23 protein-coding genes and 1 riboswitch are annotated in these 20,125 nt (G+C 47.3%); all 23 genes read left to right on the top strand.

Going from position 1 to position 20,125, the window contains the following annotated elements; translation table 11 throughout:
- On the top strand, nucleotides 1-362 hold a 362-nt coding region (locus AC6EJC_RS26260), incomplete at its 5' end, for a Sua5 family C-terminal domain-containing protein (protein ID WP_444956449.1).
- Between the two features lie 144 nt (nucleotides 363-506).
- Nucleotides 507-1,067, top strand: a complete 561-nt coding sequence (locus AC6EJC_RS26255) for a manganese efflux pump MntP (protein ID WP_023990719.1) — start codon at nucleotides 507-509, stop codon at nucleotides 1,065-1,067.
- 104 nt (nucleotides 1,068-1,171) lie between these two features.
- Nucleotides 1,172-1,756, top strand: coding sequence for a low molecular weight protein arginine phosphatase (locus tag AC6EJC_RS26250; RefSeq protein ID WP_190298134.1), 585 nt, complete (start codon nucleotides 1,172-1,174; stop codon nucleotides 1,754-1,756).
- A gap of 78 nt (nucleotides 1,757-1,834) precedes the next feature.
- Nucleotides 1,835-1,916: riboswitch (ZMP/ZTP riboswitch) on the top strand.
- Between the two features lie 219 nt (nucleotides 1,917-2,135).
- Nucleotides 2,136-2,723, top strand: a complete 588-nt coding sequence (locus tag AC6EJC_RS26245; protein WP_444956448.1) for a TIGR01440 family protein — start codon at nucleotides 2,136-2,138, stop codon at nucleotides 2,721-2,723.
- A 121-nt stretch (nucleotides 2,724-2,844) separates the two neighbouring features.
- Nucleotides 2,845-4,095 (top strand): serine hydroxymethyltransferase, encoded by a 1,251-nt coding sequence (glyA, locus tag AC6EJC_RS26240; RefSeq protein WP_444956447.1) that lies wholly within the window; start codon nucleotides 2,845-2,847, stop codon nucleotides 4,093-4,095.
- 174 nt (nucleotides 4,096-4,269) lie between these two features.
- On the top strand, nucleotides 4,270-5,151 hold the full coding sequence (locus tag AC6EJC_RS26235; RefSeq protein ID WP_444956446.1) for a carbohydrate ABC transporter permease: 882 nt from the start codon (nucleotides 4,270-4,272) through the stop codon (nucleotides 5,149-5,151).
- Nucleotides 5,151-5,987: a carbohydrate ABC transporter permease gene (locus AC6EJC_RS26230; protein WP_444956445.1), complete on the top strand. Its 837-nt coding sequence runs from the start codon at nucleotides 5,151-5,153 to the stop codon at nucleotides 5,985-5,987. The genes AC6EJC_RS26235 and AC6EJC_RS26230 overlap by 1 nt, the downstream gene beginning before the upstream one ends.
- A gap of 15 nt (nucleotides 5,988-6,002) precedes the next feature.
- Complete coding sequence (locus tag AC6EJC_RS26225) at nucleotides 6,003-7,268, top strand: ABC transporter substrate-binding protein (protein WP_444956444.1); 1,266 nt, start codon at nucleotides 6,003-6,005, stop codon at nucleotides 7,266-7,268.
- A 355-nt stretch (nucleotides 7,269-7,623) separates the two neighbouring features.
- On the top strand, nucleotides 7,624-8,253 hold the full coding sequence (gene upp / locus AC6EJC_RS26220) for a uracil phosphoribosyltransferase (RefSeq protein WP_013312332.1): 630 nt from the start codon (nucleotides 7,624-7,626) through the stop codon (nucleotides 8,251-8,253).
- 111 nt (nucleotides 8,254-8,364) lie between these two features.
- Nucleotides 8,365-9,534, top strand: a complete 1,170-nt coding sequence (gene wecB, locus AC6EJC_RS26215) for a non-hydrolyzing UDP-N-acetylglucosamine 2-epimerase (protein WP_444956443.1) — start codon at nucleotides 8,365-8,367, stop codon at nucleotides 9,532-9,534.
- Between the two features lie 171 nt (nucleotides 9,535-9,705).
- Nucleotides 9,706-9,960 (top strand): AtpZ/AtpI family protein, encoded by a 255-nt coding sequence (locus tag AC6EJC_RS26210; protein WP_013312330.1) that lies wholly within the window; start codon nucleotides 9,706-9,708, stop codon nucleotides 9,958-9,960.
- On the top strand, nucleotides 9,953-10,333 hold the full coding sequence (locus AC6EJC_RS26205; RefSeq protein ID WP_444956442.1) for an ATP synthase subunit I: 381 nt from the start codon (nucleotides 9,953-9,955) through the stop codon (nucleotides 10,331-10,333). The genes AC6EJC_RS26210 and AC6EJC_RS26205 overlap by 8 nt, the downstream gene beginning before the upstream one ends.
- 29 nt (nucleotides 10,334-10,362) lie before the next feature.
- Nucleotides 10,363-11,187, top strand: a complete 825-nt coding sequence (atpB, locus tag AC6EJC_RS26200; RefSeq protein ID WP_444956441.1) for a F0F1 ATP synthase subunit A — start codon at nucleotides 10,363-10,365, stop codon at nucleotides 11,185-11,187.
- Nucleotides 11,188-11,291: 104 nt separating this feature from the next.
- On the top strand, nucleotides 11,292-11,516 hold the full coding sequence (gene atpE, locus AC6EJC_RS26195) for a F0F1 ATP synthase subunit C (RefSeq protein ID WP_444956440.1): 225 nt from the start codon (nucleotides 11,292-11,294) through the stop codon (nucleotides 11,514-11,516).
- 112 nt (nucleotides 11,517-11,628) lie between these two features.
- On the top strand, nucleotides 11,629-12,117 hold the full coding sequence (gene atpF, locus AC6EJC_RS26190) for a F0F1 ATP synthase subunit B (RefSeq protein ID WP_190298130.1): 489 nt from the start codon (nucleotides 11,629-11,631) through the stop codon (nucleotides 12,115-12,117).
- The gene (locus AC6EJC_RS26185) at nucleotides 12,114-12,659 is read left to right on the top strand and encodes a F0F1 ATP synthase subunit delta (protein ID WP_250240604.1); all 546 of its coding nucleotides are present in this window, start codon (nucleotides 12,114-12,116) and stop codon (nucleotides 12,657-12,659) included. The genes atpF and AC6EJC_RS26185 overlap by 4 nt, the downstream gene beginning before the upstream one ends.
- A gap of 19 nt (nucleotides 12,660-12,678) precedes the next feature.
- Complete coding sequence (atpA, locus tag AC6EJC_RS26180) at nucleotides 12,679-14,193, top strand: F0F1 ATP synthase subunit alpha (RefSeq protein WP_444956439.1); 1,515 nt, start codon at nucleotides 12,679-12,681, stop codon at nucleotides 14,191-14,193.
- Between the two features lie 214 nt (nucleotides 14,194-14,407).
- Nucleotides 14,408-15,274, top strand: coding sequence for an ATP synthase F1 subunit gamma (gene atpG, locus AC6EJC_RS26175; protein WP_444956438.1), 867 nt, complete (start codon nucleotides 14,408-14,410; stop codon nucleotides 15,272-15,274).
- Between the two features lie 121 nt (nucleotides 15,275-15,395).
- Nucleotides 15,396-16,796 (top strand): F0F1 ATP synthase subunit beta, encoded by a 1,401-nt coding sequence (gene atpD, locus AC6EJC_RS26170; RefSeq protein ID WP_013312323.1) that lies wholly within the window; start codon nucleotides 15,396-15,398, stop codon nucleotides 16,794-16,796.
- 69 nt (nucleotides 16,797-16,865) lie between these two features.
- Nucleotides 16,866-17,279, top strand: a complete 414-nt coding sequence (locus tag AC6EJC_RS26165) for a F0F1 ATP synthase subunit epsilon (protein ID WP_444956437.1) — start codon at nucleotides 16,866-16,868, stop codon at nucleotides 17,277-17,279.
- Between the two features lie 347 nt (nucleotides 17,280-17,626).
- A complete protein-coding gene (locus AC6EJC_RS26160; RefSeq protein ID WP_013373430.1) occupies nucleotides 17,627-17,878 on the top strand; it encodes a DUF1146 family protein in 252 nt (83 codons plus the stop codon).
- 324 nt (nucleotides 17,879-18,202) lie between these two features.
- On the top strand, nucleotides 18,203-19,558 hold the full coding sequence (gene murA / locus AC6EJC_RS26155) for a UDP-N-acetylglucosamine 1-carboxyvinyltransferase (RefSeq protein WP_444956436.1): 1,356 nt from the start codon (nucleotides 18,203-18,205) through the stop codon (nucleotides 19,556-19,558).
- Nucleotides 19,559-19,771: 213 nt separating this feature from the next.
- Complete coding sequence (locus tag AC6EJC_RS26150; RefSeq protein WP_444956435.1) at nucleotides 19,772-20,077, top strand: hypothetical protein; 306 nt, start codon at nucleotides 19,772-19,774, stop codon at nucleotides 20,075-20,077.
- Nucleotides 20,078-20,125 lie beyond the last annotated feature (48 nt).

Here is a 20,125-nt window from a genome sequence, read left to right as displayed (position 1 = left end):
CGGGTATGAAGTACACGCACTACGCGCCGCGAGGCCGCTTGAGCGTGGTAGAAGGCCCGTCGTCCGTTGAGGTGACGGGCTGGATTCGCGCTGCGCTGGCGGAGGCTTCCGCGCGCGGGGAGCGCACGGCAGTGCTCGCGTTCGACGAGCATGTCGCCGGCTACGCCGGAGAACGCGTCTACACGCTAGGCAAGCTGGACGCGCTCCATGAGGCAGCGCAGCGCCTGTACGGCGTGCTGCGCCGCTGCGACGAGGACGGCGTCACCTACATTTTGGCGGAATCATGTCCGCCGAAAGGATTGGGAGACGCTGTCATGAACCGCCTGCTTAAAGCGGCAGGTCACCGAATCGTCCGTCTGTAGCTTCCGTCGAATCGGAGCCTCTTATATTAAATTTCTCCTCTCTCCTTATTCTTGGTATTGGGTACTTTTAGTGCATGCTTGTACTGATTTGCCCCTTGTCCGCATAACGTGTACAAGAACAGACGGATAATGGAGGGATGGAGTATGCTGGCAGCCTCTGCCCATGCCGGGCAGGTTGTAACGATTCTGATCATGGCGGTAGCGCTAGGAATGGATGCGTTATCGCTGGGTGTAGGGATCGGCATGAAGGGGATACGCCTGCGAGACGTGCTGCGCATCAGTACTGTTATTGGCTTTTTTCACATTCTGATGCCATTGCTGGGAATGTTCACAGGCCATTATATGAGTTCTTTATTAGGTCATGTGACGGCCTACTTCGCAGGGGGTCTACTCATCCTTTTGGGCGGGCATATGGTGTATAATTCCTTTAAAGGGGACGGCGTACAGGTATTGGATCATCGTTCGCCTTTAGGCCTTTTGCTGTTTGCACTTGGGGTGAGCGTTGACTCATTTTCTGTAGGAGTGTCACTGGGTATGTTCCAAAGTGATCTGGTGCTGTCCGTTCTGGCGTTTGGCTTTTGCGGGGGAGCAATGGCGATGTTGGGCCTGCTATTGGGTCGCAAGGTCAGCCGTAATCTAGGAGATTATGGGGAAGCAGTGGGTGGTGCCATTTTGTTGGCATTCGGCTTTATGTTTATGTTTTGATTTTAGCGTAGACAGTGTAAAATAAATGCAGGATTATACTAAAGAATTAAGATTATAGTAATCCTCTGTTTTTATATATTTTTAACATACGGGGGGTGAAAACGTTGAAGAATATCTTATTCGTATGCACAGGGAATACCTGTCGCAGTCCAATGGCTGAAGGGATGCTACGTAAGTTGGCTGCTGAGCATGGGCTAGAACTGGAAGTGCGTTCTGCGGGAGTAGCCGCGATGGAAGGCACGCCGATATCCCGACATGCAGAGGCGGTTCTACGTGATCACGGTATATCCGATCAGATCACTTCAACCCCTTTGAGCGACGGGCTTGCCGGGTGGGCGCATCTGATCTTAACCTTGACGCAAGGACATAAACAGCACGTAATTCAGCGCTTTCCCCAAACGGCGGGAAAAGTATTTACGCTTAAGGAATATGTGGAGAACCGGGATGCGGTGTTGAATGATGTACAGGAGTTGGATGGTTTATATGCTTCACAGCAGTTGATGGCTTCACTCGGACAAGAGCTATCGGCACAGGAGCGTGAACGAATGATTGAATTACACCAACGGATTCCGGGCTTTGATATTTCAGATCCGTTTGGCGGTTCGCGAGAGGACTACGATGTCACAGCTGCGGAAATCCGTACGGCGCTGCATAAGCTGCTGGACAAGCTAAAGGCTTCTTCCGAATAAAATTGGTATTACTCATCTGTTTTGTACGGAATCTGTTGATTTTCGGCGGTTAATCCGTTAAGATAAGGTGGAAAAATGAGAATCCGATGTAACTGGCGACAAAAGTGGGATTAACCACGATGGAGCATCGGATATACGGCCGGTCGCCTGGGCAAAAGAGCAATTCCACATAGGTGTGGACTGCTCTTTTTTTCATATACAAGTTATGCCAGATTTTTAGCTGAGAGTTGATTCCTTTAAAGGTTCTCCATTTTTTCTGCTCGAAATCTGAAACATCGGCTATAATATAGTCAGATTGTGATCAGGAGAGAGTGTGTTGAACTTGGGGCATGAGACCGTGCCTAGTCTCTGAGAGGCTGTTCAACCAAAGGAGGTTCCAATGGTGGGACAATTGGATCATGAGATTTCGCTGGAAGCACAGACCACTTCTGTCGTGCGGGAAATCGCAGAAGCAGCCAGTCTCAAGGCTGGCCGCCTGCTAGTTATTGGCGCTAGCACAAGTGAAGTGGCTGGAAGTCGGATTGGTACGGCGGGAGCGCTCGATGTGGCTCAGCAACTGTTGTCTGGAGTAGAGTCCGTTCGCAGGGAGTATGGCTTTGATGTGGCGTTTCAATGCTGTGAGCATTTGAACCGAGCGCTGGTCGTTGAACGGGCTGTGCTGGAGCGACTGGGACTGATGGAGGTTGCAGCTGTTCCTGTTCGTACAGCAGGAGGCTCTATGGGCACCGTCGCCTATCGTTCTATGAGTGACGCGTGTTTGGCGGCGAACGTGCAGGCGCATGCCGGGATAGACATTGGCGAAACGCTGATTGGCATGCATCTGCGGCCGATTGCCGTTCCGTTTCGCCCAAGCCTTCGCTGGATTGGTGAAGCACGTGTGACAGCGGCGTTCACCCGTCCTCCACTTATTGGCGGACAACGGGCGGTGTACAGTCTGGAACAAGAAGTCGGCGGAAACTGCGATTAGCATTTGGCATGGCGGCATGTTTGTACTAAACTTTTTTTTGCATTGATATGAGGTACCCAACAGAGGAGCAGGCGTTTGCTTGTATACCCAACAATTGACTATGGAGAGGGAGTAATCAATCATGATGGAACACCTGCGTAAAAGTGACCCGGCAGTGATGGAAGCAATGGGACTTGAACTGAAACGACAACGCCACAATATCGAGCTGATCGCATCCGAGAATATCGTCAGTGAAGCAGTGATGGAAGCAATGGGCTCCGTGCTGACGAATAAATATGCTGAAGGTTATCCGAACAAACGCTACTATGGTGGTTGTGAGCATGTAGATATCGTCGAAGACATCGCACGTGACCGCGCGAAAGAACTGTTCGGCGCCGAGCATGCTAACGTGCAGCCTCACTCTGGGGCACAAGCCAACATGGCGGTGTATCTGGCAGCTCTCAAACCTGGAGATACTGTGTTGGGTATGAATCTGGCGCATGGTGGTCATTTAACACACGGAAGTCCGGTTAATGCCTCCGGCTTGTTGTATAACTTTGCTGCTTACGGTGTACGCGAAGATAATTTCCGCATCGACTACGATGAAGTGCGCAAGGCAGCCTTCAAGCACCGTCCTCGTCTGATTGTAGCTGGCGCGAGTGCATATCCGCGTACTATTGATTTTGAAGCTTTTGCTTCCATTGCCAATGATGTAGGTGCTCTGTTCATGGTCGATATGGCACATATCGCAGGTCTCGTGGCAGCGGGCATTCACCCAAGTCCAGTTCCGCATGCCCAATTTGTGACAACAACGACACACAAAACGCTGCGTGGTCCGCGCGGGGGTCTGATTCTGACTCGCAAAGCATGGGCGCAAGCGATTGATAAAGCTATTTTCCCTGGTACTCAAGGGGGGCCACTGATGCATGTGATCGCATCCAAAGCGGTTGCCTTGGGTGAAGCGCTCCAGCCATCGTTCAAAACCTATGCGCAAAACGTAGTTCGCAACGCACAAGTGCTGGCTGATACACTGCTGGCTGAGGGTATTAACATTGTATCCGGTGGTACGGATAACCACCTGATGCTGTTGGATACGCGCAATTTGAATATCACAGGTAAAGAAGCGGAGCATGTATTGGATTCCGTGGGCATCACGGTTAATAAAAACGCAATTCCTTTTGACCCGACTAGTCCGTTCGTTACCAGTGGGATCCGTATTGGTACACCTGCTGCGACATCTCGTGGTATGGATGAAGAGGCTATGGTCAAAATCGGTAAAATCATTGCCGAAACCCTTAAAAACCCAAAAGATGATACTGTATTGTCCAAAGCGAGCCAAGCGGTTGGCGAATTGACAGACAAGTTCCCGATCTATCCAGGAACTCAATACTAATTCATCGACATTTCTATTATTTATGTTATAAGGCTGTTTTCCTTCCGTAAGCTGGAGGGAGAACAGCCTTTTTTGATTCCGGACGACTCGAAACTGACATTTTTGGGTAATAAGCGATTACAGTAAGGATTTATTGCGCTTTCCTTCATGATCTACAACAAAGGAGTGATTGCATTGAGTCAAAGAAAATCCGCGCAATTATTACAACAACTCGTATTTGTAGGACCGATGGCGTTGTTTTTCGTCTTGATTATGGTCATTCCGTTCCTGCTGGGGCTGTATTATTCCATGACGAACTGGGATGGAGTATCTGAAAATGTCCGATGGCTCGGACTAGGAAATTACATTCATATTTTTAGAGATGATCCAGATTTCCGTAATGCGTTCTGGTTCACGGTCCGTTTTACCGTATGTGGTGTCATTCTGACGAACCTGATCGGCTTTTTCCTGGCCTATGCGCTTACAAAGCCGTTGCGTACCCGTAATGCGCTGCGAACTGTATTTTTTATGCCTAATATGATCGGCGGCTTGCTGCTCGGCTTCATCTGGCAATTTATATTTGTGCGCGGCTTTTCTGCGGTGGGGGAGGCGACAGGGCTTTCCTTTTTCAAACTGCCATGGCTGGGTGATGGGCCAACTGCTTTTTGGGGAACTGTCATTGTGTTTGTATGGCAATACGCAGGTTATCTCATGGTTATTTACATATCCTCGTTAAATAATGTCCCTCATGTCCTTACGGAATCGGCGCAAATAGACGGTGCGAGCCGAAGACAGATTTTGCGTCATATCGTAGTGCCACTTATTATGCCGGCAGTAACCGTCTGCTTGTTCCTGGCGATATCCTGGTCCTTTAAAGTATTTGAGTTGAATTTGGCTTTGACGAAGGGTGGACCATTCAAGTCGACAGAGTCCGTAGCGTTGGATATATATAATGAAGCGTTTACAAATAATCGTCTTGGATTAGGGACTGCCAAAGCTATGATTTTCTTTGTGGTCGTTGCGATCATTACCAGCATTCAGGTGCGTCTCACAAAGAAAAAGGAGGTCGAAATGTAATGGAAAAAACGTCAAACTATCGTTTTAGCACATGGGTTGCTGAAATATTGCTTATTGTGATCGGGTTGATCTTTCTGGTTCCGTTCTATTTTTTGCTCGTGAACTCTGTTAAATCTTTTGGCGACATTTTGGCCCATTCCGCTTCGTGGCCGACAACCTTCCGTTTTGAAAACTATGCTAACGCCTGGAATAAAATAAACTTTCCCACAGCGCTGGGGAATTCACTGATCGTCACGATCGTCAGCAATGCGCTTTTGCTGCTAATCAGCTCGATGGCTGCTTACCAGATGGTTCGACATGACACTCCTTTTAACCGGTTCCTGTTCGGTTTGCTTGTGGCTGCGATGGTAGTTCCTTTTCAATCCATTATGTTGCCGCTTATGGAAGTGTCCAACGTATTGAGTTTGAACAACAGTATACCGGGGCTGATCTTATGTTATCTGGGTTTTGGAGCGCCTTTATCCGTTTTTCTTTTTCATGGCTTTATTAAAACGGTACCTATCGAGATCGAGCAGGCTGCGAGGGTGGACGGTTCCTCCCGGTACGGGGTGTTCTTTCGCATCGTTTGTCCACTGCTGTTGCCTATGTTCGTAACCGTACTTATTTTGAACACCTTATGGATCTGGAATGACTATCTGTTGCCTTCGCTCATATTGAATGATCCTGAGCTCCGTACCATTCCAATTGCAACCTATATGCTGTTTGGCCAGTACACCAAGCAATGGGACTTGGCGCTGCCAGCGCTGGTATTGGGGATCACGCCAATTGTTGTGTTTTTTCTGGTGATGCAAAAATACATCGTTTCTGGCATTGCAGCCGGCGCGGTCAAAGGTTGATGGGAGGGATAACCGATGAAAAAAACAGCGCTGCTTGTCATCTCCCTGATGGTGCTGCTCGCATGTACACTTGCAGGTTGTGGAAATACGAAAGCTCAACAGAGTGGGACGAAAACGATACACATTTATCAATTCAAAGTAGAGATTTCGGAACCGTTGAACAAGCTGAAGGCAGAATATGAAAGAACGCACCCTGGCATCAAGCTGGATATCCAATCTGTCGGAGGCGGTACGGATTACGGTGCTTCGTTAAAAGCTAAATTCGCATCAGGCGATCAGCCCGACATTTTCACAAATGAGGGCTACCAGGACCGCGATACGTGGTTTGAGTACTTGGAGGATTTGTCGGATCAGCCATGGGTGAAGGATCTGGACGATTTCGCCCGTAAGCCGATGACGGTTAACGGTAAGATTTACGGACAGCCTATGAACCTGGAAGGCTTTGGTTTTGTCTATAACAAGGATTTGTTCAAAAAAGCGGGCATAACCAAACTGCCTCAGACGATGGATGAACTGGAGGAAGCAGCCAAGCGACTGAAAGCGGCAGGGATTATACCTTTTGCTAACGGGTATGCTGAATGGTGGGTTCTAGGGAACCACTTTATCAATATCCCTTTTGCCAGACAGCCGAACCCGGAAAGTTATGTTGAGGATTTAAACAAAGGAACTGCTCGCATCCCCGGTAACCCTGTGTTCGATCAGTGGGTGAAGTTGCTTGACCTGACCTTAAAATATGGAAATCGCAATCCTCTTACGACGGATTACAATACACAAGTAACATTGTTCTCGACAGGCAAGGCAGCTATGATGCACCAGGGCAACTGGACTCAGCCGCAAATGGATGGAATTAATCCTAACTTGAATTTGGGTATTCTGCCTACGCCTATAGACAATGATCCCTCCACAGGAGGTAGACTCGCTGTGGGAGTGGCCTCAAACTGGGTGGTCAATAAAAATTCGCCTGTGAAGCAGGAGGCAAAGGATTTTCTCAACTGGCTGGTCACATCGGAAACAGGCAAGCATTATATTACCAAGGAGTTTAAGTTCGTTCCCGCCTTCAAAAGTATCACGTCCAGTGACGAGACGACAGGTGATCTAGGTGCGGAAATATCTCGGCATGTGAGGGAAGGCAAGATATGGAGCTGGAACTTCCAACGCTTCCCGAAAGGGCTGAATCAGGATTTAAGCAGTAGTATGCAAGCCTATATTGCAGGAGTTATTACGAAGGACGAAATGCTACAGCAATTTCAGGGAGCGTGGGATAATTTGAAGTATAGATAAAAGAATACCGCTGCATGAGGATGCAAAGGCTATAGCTCAGGCAGAAAGTTTAAAGCTCGTAGGCTTTGACGGTCAAGTGCCGTCAGGGCCTTTTTGATGTGATTTTATGTGACAAAAGTCACCCATAAAGCGGTCTCATTAAGTATTTTACTTATCATATCTTTCCCTTGACAAAAGGTTGCGGTGGCAGGTGTTAAATCAATCAAGGGAATGTTATAATAAACAGGATTTACAGGCACGCATTGCATCTGTGCTTATTTGGTTTGTACAAATAGGTTACATAGATCCTTTCGACTCAGGATGTTCGATATGCTGGTGCGAAAGAACGTGACGATAATACCGGAGGGAATATATCATGGCAAAACTGGTGGTTTGTGATCACCCTTTGATCCAACACAAACTTACATTTATCCGCGATGTGCGGACCAACACCAAGGATTTCCGCGAACTGGTGGATGAAGTAGCAACATTGATGGCTTATGAAATTACACGGGATATCCCGCTGGAAAGCATTACGGTGCAGACACCAGTTGCTGAGACGGAAGGTAAAGTGATTTCTGGTCGTATGCTGGGCCTCATTCCGATTTTGCGTGCAGGCTTGGGTATGCTGGATGGCGTCGTTAAACTGCTGCCCGCAGCAAAGGTAGGGCATGTGGGACTGTTCCGCGATCCTGAGACATTGCAACCCGTAGAATACTATACGAAGCTGCCTACCGATGTAACTGAGCGTGAATTGATCGTGATTGATCCGATGCTTGCAACGGGCGGCTCGGCGATCGCGGCGATTGATGTTTTGAAAAAGAGAGGTTGCACTCAAATTAAAATGATGAATCTGATTGCCGCTCCTGAAGGAGTGAAAGCTGTGCAGGATGCGCATCCTGATGTAGACATTTATGTTGCTGCACTGGACGAGCGTCTGGATGATCATGGCTACATCATTCCGGGTCTTGGTGACGCGGGAGACCGCTTGTACGGAACCAAGTAGACTTCCTTTGGCGGTTCGGCAAAATCTATGGACGCTAAGACAGGTCATTTTTCTGAATAAGGGAAGATCTGTGAAGCGGGCATTTATTTATGAAAAGGGGTTCAACAGAAAATGTCCAAAATCAAAGTGATGACAATTTTTGGAGTGCGTCCGGAAGCTATTAAGATGGCTCCTCTCATTTTGGAGCTTCAGCGCCACCCGGAGCATATCGAGTCCGTGGTATGCGTCACAGCTCAACATCGCCAGATGCTTGATCAGGTTCTGGAAGTTTTTAATATTCACCCTGACTATGATCTGGATGTAATGAAGGATCGCCAGACACTCAATGAAATTTCCATGCGTGTACTTCAAGGTCTGGAACCCGTACTGCGTGAGGTCAAGCCCGATATCGTATTGGTTCACGGCGATACGCTGACGACTTTCCTGGCCAGCTACGCAGCCTTTATGCAGCAGATTGAAGTAGGGCATGTAGAAGCGGGCTTGCGGACGTGGAACAAGCTTTCTCCATATCCTGAAGAAATGAACCGTCAGCTGACAGGAGTACTGTCTGATCTGCATTTCTCGCCTACTTCTTTATCGGCTGGTAATTTGCGGAAGGAAAATAAACCTGAATCGCGAATATATGTAACAGGCAATACAGTAACTGACGTATTTCAGTATACGGTTCGCCAAGATTACGAGCACCCGGTACTGGACTGGGCTCAGGGCAAACGCCTGATTCTCATGACAGCACATCGCCGGGAATCCCAAGGGGAACCGCATCGTCAGATTTTTAATGCGGTTAAGCGAATTGCGGACGAGTTTGAGGATATCGCTATTGTTTATCCGGTTCATCCGAGTCCGGCTGTGAAGGAACCTGCATTTGAGATTTTAGGCAATCATCCGCGTATTAAGCTGATTGATCCGCTGGATGTCGTGGATCTGCACAATTTTTATCCACATACACATCTGATTCTTACGGATTCCGGTGGTCTTCAGGAAGAAGCGCCTTCGTTCGGAGTACCTGTCCTGGTGCTGCGTGATACGACTGAAAGACCGGAAGGAATTGAAGCAGGTACCCTGGAACTGGTAGGTACAAGTGAAGAGAATGTGTACAATCGGACCAAGGCTCTTTTGACAGATTCTGCGTTGTATGAGTCTATGAGTCAGGCAGCGAATCCTTACGGAGATGGACAAGCATCAGTGAGAATTGTCAATGCGATTTTGCACCATTACGGGGTTCAAACTGAACGTCCTAAAGAATTTCACACAATGTTCACAAAAGGTGTTCGTCCGATATAATTATTCTTTACAAGGCAAGCATACAGTTAAACTGTACGGTTACCAAGGGATACAGCATTTTAAGATGCTTTGTCGACTGATTTTATACTTTAGGGCGCTAAAATATCTCAATTGACAAAGCATCTTACATTTAAGTAAAATGGACTGGAATTGCAGGGGTGACATGGAAAAGTGGTCAAACCTTCCAAGCAAAACAACAACCGAAATAACACCGGAAATGCCTTCAAGGCTATAGGACTGGTGAGCGCGATCGGCATTGATTTGGCGATATGCACACTGGGTGGTTTCTATGCCGGAAAATGGATTGATGCCAAACTTGGTGGCTCCGGAATTTGGATTGGCGTAAGCGTTCTCGCAGGCTTGGTTGTAGGCGCATTAAGTATTGCCCTTGTGATCGGAAAGGTACTGAGGGATAACCATGAATGAGATGACCCGTATGCAAAAAATGTTATGGATCGTAGCGCTTGGTATTATGGCTCTGTGTTTCCTGGTCTCCGCCTTCATGCCCCAACATCGTGACATTGCTCACGGAATCATTCTGGGAACGGGAGTAAGCTGTCTTAATGTGCTGTATATGGCCTACAAAATTCGACAGGTTGCGAGTGCAGCTGCCGGTGAAGGCAAGAAGAAAAAGGTTGGCATCGGCTTTGGAATTCGGATTTCGACCTCTATTTTGGCGGTGGTGCTGGCGATAGAATTTCCGGCCTACTTCCATGAGATCGCTGTAATGGCAAGCCTGGTGACTGGTCAATTTCTTCTTTTAATTATAGGCATCATATTCGCGCTTCAGGAAAAATGATGGCTCAACTGAGAAAGGGGTGAGAAAACATGTTGCATGAATCACCGATTATCCAATTGGGCGGGTTTAACATTGACTTGTCCGTCATTATTATGCTGGTTGTGACCTGCGCGATTGTGTTTGGACTGGCTTTTGCTGCGACACGCAATTTGTCTGTGGACAATCCGAGCAAGCTGCAAAACTTTATGGAATGGGTTGTGGAATTCGTTCAAGGGCTCATATCCAGTACGATGGATTTGAAAAAAGGGAAGCCATTCCTCTCCTTGGGGATGACGCTTATCATGTTCATCTTCGTGGGGAATATGCTGGGCTTACCGTTCGGGATTGTGACCGAATTCGATAATGCGCAAAGTGCCCAAGTATTTGGACATGAAATCATTCCAGTCAAAGAAGCTTTAGAACAAGCACAAGCGTCTCACCCGGGCGAAGCTGCCCATGTAGGTATCAGCTGGTGGAAATCACCTACCGCAGATGCAGGGGTATCCATTGGACTGGCATTGATGATCTTTGTCTTGGTTCATTATCTGGGGATCTTCCGTAATACCAAAGCATACTTCAAGCATTACATTCAGCCATTTCCTTTCTTTTTGCCAATTAACCTGATTGAGCAGTTCTCAAAACTATTGACACATGGTATGCGTCTATTCGGTAATATTTTTGCCGGCGAGGTTTTGATCAGTGTTCTGCTGAAACTGACGACGATTGGTGTTGGAGGTTGGATTGCTTCGGTATTGGGACTCGTTGTCTGGCAAGGTTTTAGTATTTTTGTCGGCAGTATCCAGGCGTTCGTCTTTACCATTTTGACGTTCGTATATATTTCACAGGCAATTGACACGCATGAAGAAGAGCATTAGGTAAATTTAGTTTCGGGTTTTTAGTTAAGTTCAGGAGTGCGCTTCGCTCTTAACTGCAAATACATGTACAATACAAATACACATCTCTAAGGAGGATTTTAAAAATGGGAGCTTGGGCATTAATAGCAGCAGCTATCGCAGTAGGTTTGGGTGCGCTCGGCGCAGGTATTGGTAATGGTCTGATTGTAAGTAAAACGGTTGAAGGTATCGCTCGTCAGCCGGAGGCGAAGTCCTCATTGCAAACGGTAATGTTTATCGGTGTAGGTCTGGTCGAAGCCCTGCCTATTATCGGTGTCGTTCTGGCGTTTATTTTTTACGCTAAAGCTTAATGAATTAAACCTAGCAAGGTTTGGCGGGGAAGGCACAGCCATCCGCGCCTTCTTTGTTCGTTTGAACATGAAAGATCCAGAACCGACGTTCACCGGAAAGGAGTGACTTCAATTGAGTTTAAATTGGACAAGTATCGTTTTCACAATCATTGCATTTTTGATCTTGTACTGGTTACTGACGCGTTATGCATTCGGCCCTCTCTTTTCCGTTATGGAGAAGCGCCGTCAGCTTGTATTACAGCAAATGAATGAGGCGGCACAGACGCGTGAACAGGCTGTTGCTTATGTTGAGGAGCAAAAGCAGGCTCTCCAGCAGGCGCGTAAGGAAGCGTACGACATTATTGAGCAGTCAAAACAAACAGGTAACAAGCAAGCGGAGCAAATTATTGTTCAGGCCAAAGACGAAGCTGTCCGCCTGAAAGACGAAGCTGTTCGTGAAATCACAAGCGAGCGTAATAAGGCAGTTGCCGAGCTGCGCAGCGAAGTGGGTAAAGCTTCGGTACAAATTGCTTCCAAACTGATTCAAAAGGAAATCAAGGAAGACCAAGTCCAGGGAGAGCTTGTCGACCAATACCTTAAAGAGGTAGGAGGCAAAGCATGAGCCGGGATACGGTAGTTGCCAAACGGTATGCGAAAGCTTTGTATGAAGTGGCAGAGCAGGAACAGACCATTATGGAAACCGAGCAGGAGCTACGTGCTTTTGTAGAGGCTGTATCGGGGGATGCTGAAATCCGTAAATTCATTAATTCTCCTAACATTACGGAAGCGGTCAAGCTTCAGGTTCTGGCTAACAGTTTTGAAGGCAAGCTGTCTGCCTCGTTGATTAACACGATCAAGCTGTTGATTCAGCGCAGTAGAGCAGATTTATTCGAATCTCTCCTTGCCGGATACCTCGATATTCAGGAATACAAGCTGGGACTTGCTCATGCAAAGGTTTATTCGACTTATGCTTTAAGTGATCAGGAAAAAACAGCGGTAGCCGAGGAATTCGGAGCCCGTGAACATAAAACAATCCGTGTGGAAAATATAGTGGACCCGAGTCTGCTGGGCGGATTGAAAGTGGTTATCGGCGATACACTGTACGACGGCAGTCTGGCCGGCAAGCTGGATCGTCTCGAGAAATCCTTTAACAGACGAGTATAGAAGATAGGGGTGAACACACTTGAGTATCAAACCTGAGGAAATCAGTTCATTGATTAAAAGTCAGATTGAACAATATAAAAATGATATCGAGGTCGTTGAAGTCGGCACTGTTGTTGAAGTCGGCGACGGTATTGCCCGCGTCTACGGACTGGAAAAAGTTATGGCCGGTGAATTGGTTGAATTCGACACTGGCGTATTGGGCTTGGCGCTCAACGTGGAAGAAAGTAATGTCGGTGTTGTTATTTTGGGTCAATTCTCAGACATTCGTGAAGGCGGTCAAGTAAAACGTACAGGTCAGATCATGCAGGTCCCTGTAGGGGAAGCATTGATCGGACGTGTAGTTAACCCACTGGGACAACCAGTAGACGGTAAAGGACCGATTGCTACGACAGAATTCCGCCCGGTTGAAAGTCAGGCTCCAGGCGTTATGGCCCGTAAATCGGTACATGAGCCTATGCAGACGGGGATTAAAGCTATTGATGCGATGGTTCCGATTGGTCGTGGTCAACGTGAGTTGATCATTGGTGACCGTCAAACAGGGAAAACTTCTATCGCAATCGATGCAATTTTGAACCAAAAAGGCAACGGTATGAAATGTATTTATGTCGCTATTGGTCAAAAACAATCCACGGTAGCTCAAGTTGTTGAAACATTGCGTCGTCACGGTGCGCTGGAATACACGATTGTCGTTACGGCATCTGCTTCCGAACCATCACCTTTGCTGTACATTGCTCCTTACTCTGGCTGCGCCATGGGTGAATATTTCATGTACAAAGGCGAGCATGTCCTTGTTGTTTATGATGACTTGACTAAACAAGCGTCAGCTTACCGGGAACTGTCCCTGTTGCTGCGCCGTCCACCGGGTCGTGAAGCATATCCAGGTGACGTTTTCTATCTGCACTCTCGCTTGCTGGAACGTGCAGCGAAGCTGAATGATGAGTTGGGCGGCGGATCACTTACCGCATTGCCGTTCATCGAGACACAGGCTTCCGACGTTTCTGCATATATTCCAACCAACGTTATTTCCATCACGGATGGACAGATCTTCCTGGAAGCTGACTTGTTCTATGCAGGGCAACGTCCGGCGATCAACGTAGGTATTTCCGTATCTCGTGTAGGTGGTTCAGCTCAGATTAAGGCGATGAAAAAGGTAGCAGGTTCCCTGCGTCTGGATCTTGCTCAATATCGTGAGCTTCAAGCGTTCTCCCAATTCGGGTCCGACTTGGATAAATCCACAAAAGCCCGTCTGGATCGCGGCGCACGTATGATGGAAATTCTGAAACAGGGTGTTAACCAACCGCTTGCTGTAGAGCAACAAGTAGTGAGCTTGTATACTGCTGTAAAAGGCTTCCTTGATGATATCCCTGTAGCGGATGTGAAACGTTTTGAGAAAGACTTCCTGTCTTTCATGCAGTCCGATCATCAGGACGTGCTTCAATCTATCCGCGACACGAAAGACTTGGTGGCTGATAACGAAGCGGCTTTGAAGGCGGCTATCGAGAAATTTAAAAAATCATTCGCCACGTCGGTTTAATACATTGGAATTTGCCTGTTTATGATGAAAGATGTCCTAAGGAAGCGTGCCCTCCGGGTTTTGGCTTCCTTGGCATGTTTTACCCTCAATAACAGGCCCTTTAACATATGTCCGGCTGGATTTGAATCTTACGAAGTGCTTGGACCTGGCCCAAGCTAAGGGATTGCTTACGAAGTTAGCTTTGGCTTTGCCAAAGCTTGAAGGTGGTGAAATCATGGCAAAAGGTATGCGCGAGATTAAACGTCAGATTAAAAGTGTGCAAAGTACGAAGCAGATCACGAAAGCGATGGAAATGGTCGCTGCATCCAAGCTGAGAAAAGCTCAGGAGAAAGCGGAGTCGGCTCGTCCTTACTCGGAAAAGCTTAAGGAAGTTGTGAGTAGCATAGCTTCTGGAGCGAATAACATCAAGCATCCAATGCTGGAAACGCGTCCGGTTAAAAAGACTGCCTATCTCATCATTACATCTGATCGTGGTCTGGCTGGTGGTTATAACGCCAATATTTTGCGACAGGTTACGCAGACGATTGCTGAACGTCACCGTTCACAGGATGAATTTGTGATTTTCATCATTGGGCGAAAAGGACGGGATTATTTCAGACGTCGTGAATTTCCTATCGCTGAATCGGTAATAGATCTGTCGGATACACCTGCTTTTGCAGATATCAAAACGATTGCAAGCAAGGCTGTACAAGGCTTTGAACTTAAAGAATTTGATGAGCTTTATCTATGCTATAACCGCTTTGTCAACGCATTGACTCAAATTCCAACAGTTGATCGTCTGTTACCAATGGCAACACCGGATTCGGCTACAGCTTCATCCTCAATTAACTATGAGTATGAGCCTTCACCAGAAGGAGTGCTGGAAGTATTGCTGCCGCGTTACGCGGAAACGCTCATTTACGGCGCTTTGCTGGATGGTAAAGCTAGTGAACTGGGAGCGAAGATGACGGCGATGGGATCTGCTACGAAGAATGCTTCCAAGATAATCGGTGAGCTTTCCTTGACCTATAACCGTGCTCGTCAAGCGGCTATTACCCAGGAAATTACGGAAATCGTTGCAGGGGCAAGCGCTCAGTCTTAATCAGGCTTGTTGCGACTGTTTTAAAGCAGGGTCTACACTATTATGATAAATTGCGGGCGCAAAACAAATCAGAGTGGTTCGGATTTGCGGCTGTGCAAGCTTGTAGGAGGGAAACCAAAAGATGAACAAAGGACGCGTAGTGAGCATCATGGGTCCGGTTGTCGACGTTGAGTTCGAACGTGGACAGCTTCCGGAAATTCTGAATGCCATTCATATTGGGACTGTGCTGGAGAGCGGAGTCAAAATTGATCTGACGCTCGAAGCTTCAAAACATCTAGGTGACAACCGTGTGCGTTGTATTGCCATGTCTTCCACAGATGGTTTGGTTCGTGGAGCTGAAGCCATAGATCTGGGAGCACCTATTTCGGTACCTGTCGGCGAAGCTACCCTTGGACGCGTATTTAACGTGCTTGGAACGCCAATTGATAATGGTGCTGATATGAGTGAAACGGCTAGAAATCCGATTCACCGTCAAGCTCCTTCTTTCGATGAACTGACAACTCAAGCAGAGATGCTCGAAACGGGTATTAAAGTTATCGACTTGCTGGCTCCTTATGCCAAAGGTGGTAAAGTCGGATTGTTTGGTGGTGCTGGTGTAGGTAAAACCGTAACCATTCAAGAATTGATTAACAACATCGCTCAGGAGCATGGTGGTATTTCTGTATTTGCGGGTGTAGGTGAACGCACACGTGAAGGAAATGACTTGTACCATGAAATGAGAGATTCCGGCGTTATCAACAAAACAGCGATGGTGTTCGGACAAATGAATGAGCCTCCGGGTGCGCGTTTGCGTGTTGCCCTCACAGGTCTGACGATGGCGGAGTATTTCCGTGATCAAGAAGGCCGTGACGTGTTGCTCTTTATTGATAACATTTTCCGCTTTACCCAAGCAGGTTCTGAGGTTTCTGCCCTGCTGGGACGTATGCCTTCCGCAGTAGGTTACCAGCCTACGCTGGCTACTGAGATGGGTCAATTGCAAGAACGGATTACTTCTACTAAAAAAGGTTCCGTTACTTCCATTCAGGCGATCTATGTGCCTGCGGATGACTACACTGACCCGGCTCCTGCTACAACGTTTGCCCATTTGGATGCAACAACGAATCTGGAGCGTAAAATTTCCGAAATGGGTATTTACCCGGCGGTTGATCCACTCGCATCTAGCTCCCGGATTTTGGCTCCAGACGTTGTAGGTGAAGAGCATTACAATGTAGCGCAAGGAGTAAAACAAATTTTGGCCCGCTACAATGAGCTTCAGGATATCATTGCCATCCTGGGTATGGACGAGCTGAGTGAAGAAGATAAAATGTTGGTAGCACGTGCCCGTAAAATCCAGCGTTTCCTTTCTCAACCTTTCCACGTTGCCGAAGCATTTAACGGCTTCCCGGGTAAATATGTGCCGGTTAAAGAAACTGTACGAAGCTTCAAAGAAATTTTGGAAGGCAAGTATGACCACCTTCCAGAAGCGGCTTTCCTTTTTGTAGGAGCCATCGAAGAAGCAGTTGAAAAAGCTAAAACGTTGTAAACAACAGGCAGAGAATAGCCGAGCCTTACGAAGTGAGCTGTCTGCGGACAGCTTCCAGGAGGGATTCAAGTGAGCACGTATTTACTAGAGATTGTGACGCCGGAGCGCCTGGTCTATACAGAACAGGTAAACAGCATCAGTGTTCGCGGCTCGGAAGGCGATCTTGGGATTTTACCCGGACACCTTCCCTTGGTCACTCCCTTGAAGATTGCACCGATACGCATTAAAATCGGTGGTCAAACCGAGGTGATCGCGGTCAATGGGGGCTTTATTGAAGTCCGCAAGGATAAAGTGGTCATTTTGGCTGAGAGTGCGGAACGTTCCGAAGAAATTGATGTGGAGCGTGCCCGTGCGGCAAGGGAGCGGGCAGAACTGCGGCTCCAGAGCAAGCAGGAACAGATAGATCATCATCGGGCGGAAGTAGCTCTGCAACGGGCGCTTAACCGATTGAATGCTACAAGTATCAGAACCAATAAGAATTAATATTGGATTTTAAGTGGAATTTTAAAAGGGTTCGGCATAGTATACGGATGGAATGACAAGGAGACCGCTTCATAACTTCTGCCACAGAATGTCCGGCAGAAGGAGAGGGACACCTTTACTTCCTTCGATCACTGTGATCGGGCCCTTTTTTTAGCTATCTTTACCAAAAGTGCAGTTCTATTTCTTGCTTGTCAGCTAGGTATTTAGTACCTTTTAAATTCATGAAACAGAATTGATTATTCACATTCTGTCGAAATAAATGTCCTGAAAACAGAAATAGCACTGGCATATTAGGCGTCCGCCGAGTATTATAAAGAAGTCTGTGACGCAGATGGGAGGAATTATGGATGAACGGGAAACAGCAATTGGCTGAACAGCTAAGTCAATCGGCGAGTATGACCGCGCTGATCTCCATGATCGTGTCGCTCATCTGTATAGCGCTAGCTTGGTGGGCTTTACAGAGCTTGAAGCTGGATTTGTTAATCCGGCAACCCAAAGGACCACAGGGCAGATTGCTGCACTTGTTTCTTGCTATTATTTTGGGACAGTTGGTTTCTGGTTTCCTGTTGAGCTACATCTCTTGGAGCCAGATGCTCTAGAATTTGTTTTAACATGAAGTAGCCGGGTTATATGACCTTATGACTGTGTCTCTGCGGGAATTGTCGAATAACATCGTGTCATATTGTCAACAATGGTAAACAAAAGAACCATACATGTATAACTGGCTGAATCAGTTAGAATACAATGGTTGTCAAGTACAAAAAAACGCTTGTATACTTGTTTTAATCAGTGGTATGATGGCAGTTAGGGTATTAATAAAATCTTGTTTTTTTATGTAATGAAAAAGCAAGGCATGAAAATAGCGGAATATGTTCTTTTTTTCCAGGATGGAAAAAGGAAATGACGCGCGGAGGGAACCATAGATGAGCAAATTTATCGTCCGCGGTGGCAACAGATTGACCGGGAGTGTCAAAGTCAGCGGAGCCAAAAACTCAGTTCTGCCGATCATCGCCGCTTCTCTGCTAGGAGAAGAAGGAGAAAGTGTTATTATTGATGCACCTCCTCTAGACGATGTGATGACCATTAACAAAGTGCTGGAGTCCTTAGGAGCAGGCGTTACATACCAAGATGAGGTCATTCGTGTTGACGCGCGGAAGATAATTTCCTGTGAAGCCCCTTACGAGTGGGTTAGGAAAATGCGCGCATCATTTTTGGTTATGGGGCCGTTGCTTACACGTTTGGGACGTACAAGAATCTCGCTTCCAGGCGGATGCGCAATTGGAACACGACCAATTGATCAGCATTTGAAGGGTTTTGAAGCATTGGGCGCCGAGATTAGCCTAGGTCAAGGTTTTATTGAAGCTAAAAGTAACGGTCGTCTACGTGGAGCTAAAGTTTATTTGGATGTAGCCAGCGTAGGAGCAACCGAGAATATTATGATGGCCGCTACTCTTGCTGAGGGCGTTACTACCATCGAGAATGCTGCTAAGGAACCTGAGATCGTTGATCTTGCGAACTTCCTGAATGGTATGGGTGCCAAAGTACGCGGTGCAGGCACGGGCGTTATTCGTATTGAAGGCGTCGAGAAGCTGCATGGTGTAAAACATACGGTCATTCCCGACCGGGTAGAAGCAGGTACTTATATGGTTGCTGCTGCGATCACAGGCGGGAACGTATATGTAGAAGGCGCTATATCCGATCATTTGGGACCCGTTATTTCCAAGATGGAAGAAATGGGTGTAACCATTCAACCAGATGAAAACGGAATTCGTGTCATTGCGGATAAGCCATTAAAGGCCGTTGATGTTAAAACGTTGCCTTATCCTGGTTTCCCTACGGATATGCAGTCTCAGATGATGGCACTTCAACTTGCCGCTGAAGGAACGAGCATTATTACGGAAACCGTGTTTGAAAATCGTTTCATGCATGTGGATGAATTTCATCTCATGAATGCCGAAATTAAGGTCGAAGGTCGTTCCGCCATTGTAACTGGCAATGCTAAGTTGACAGGTGCAAAAGTAACCTCGACAGATTTGCGTGCAGGTGCTGCGCTAATTCTGACCGGACTTATTGCGGAAGGTACAACGGAGGTATCCGGCGTACATCACATCGATCGTGGTTACGTTCATTTGGCTGAGAAGCTGACTGGATTGGGAGCGGACATTTACAGAGTGACCGTAGAAGAGTCCAAACTGGATCATTCGCCCAGTACAGAGCGCGTAATGCCGGAAGAGACATCGGGAAATCTGTTCAAGAATATTCAGCCTTCCCTCGCCTAAGATTTAACGTATGTAGCTTCATGCAGCATAAACAATTAGGAACCAAGTCCGAAAGGGCTTGGTTTTTTTGTGTTTGAAGCCTGTCTTTTTTCATTCTTTCAGTTCTCTTAAAACGGTTCTATCAAAGTGGACGACCTCATATGATTGAGAATATCTGGGAGTATATCTTTACTTCCAGCCGCACACTTAGCCCTTTGATGGAGGTTTCAGTCTATGAAAGATTCACAGGTTCGCATTCGTATACCGATTCAGCATGCCAAGGAACATCGCGGGGCTTCACTTACGGAGAAAGAAGGCCCTGGCTCTATAGCTGCTCCGACACAGAAAAATAAGCTTTTGCAACAGCAGCCAGGCAGGCGAGGCGTATTGCCGCCTGACGTCAAGCCCAATCGGCGCACAACAGCGGCGACTTCCGCTGTACACACCGTCGGTACGGCGCTGCCCGTCTCTGGAGCAGCGGCCCATGACGCACGCGACTTAAGGGAAGTCATTCCATTTGGTGGAGTGTTTATCAAATAGCCCTGGCATGCTATAATGACAATGCTAAAGCCGTCTGTCCTCGTGGCA

The sequence above is a fragment of the Paenibacillus sp. TY11 genome, from assembly GCF_059772165.1.
This window is presented reverse-complemented; position numbering and strand designations above follow the sequence as displayed.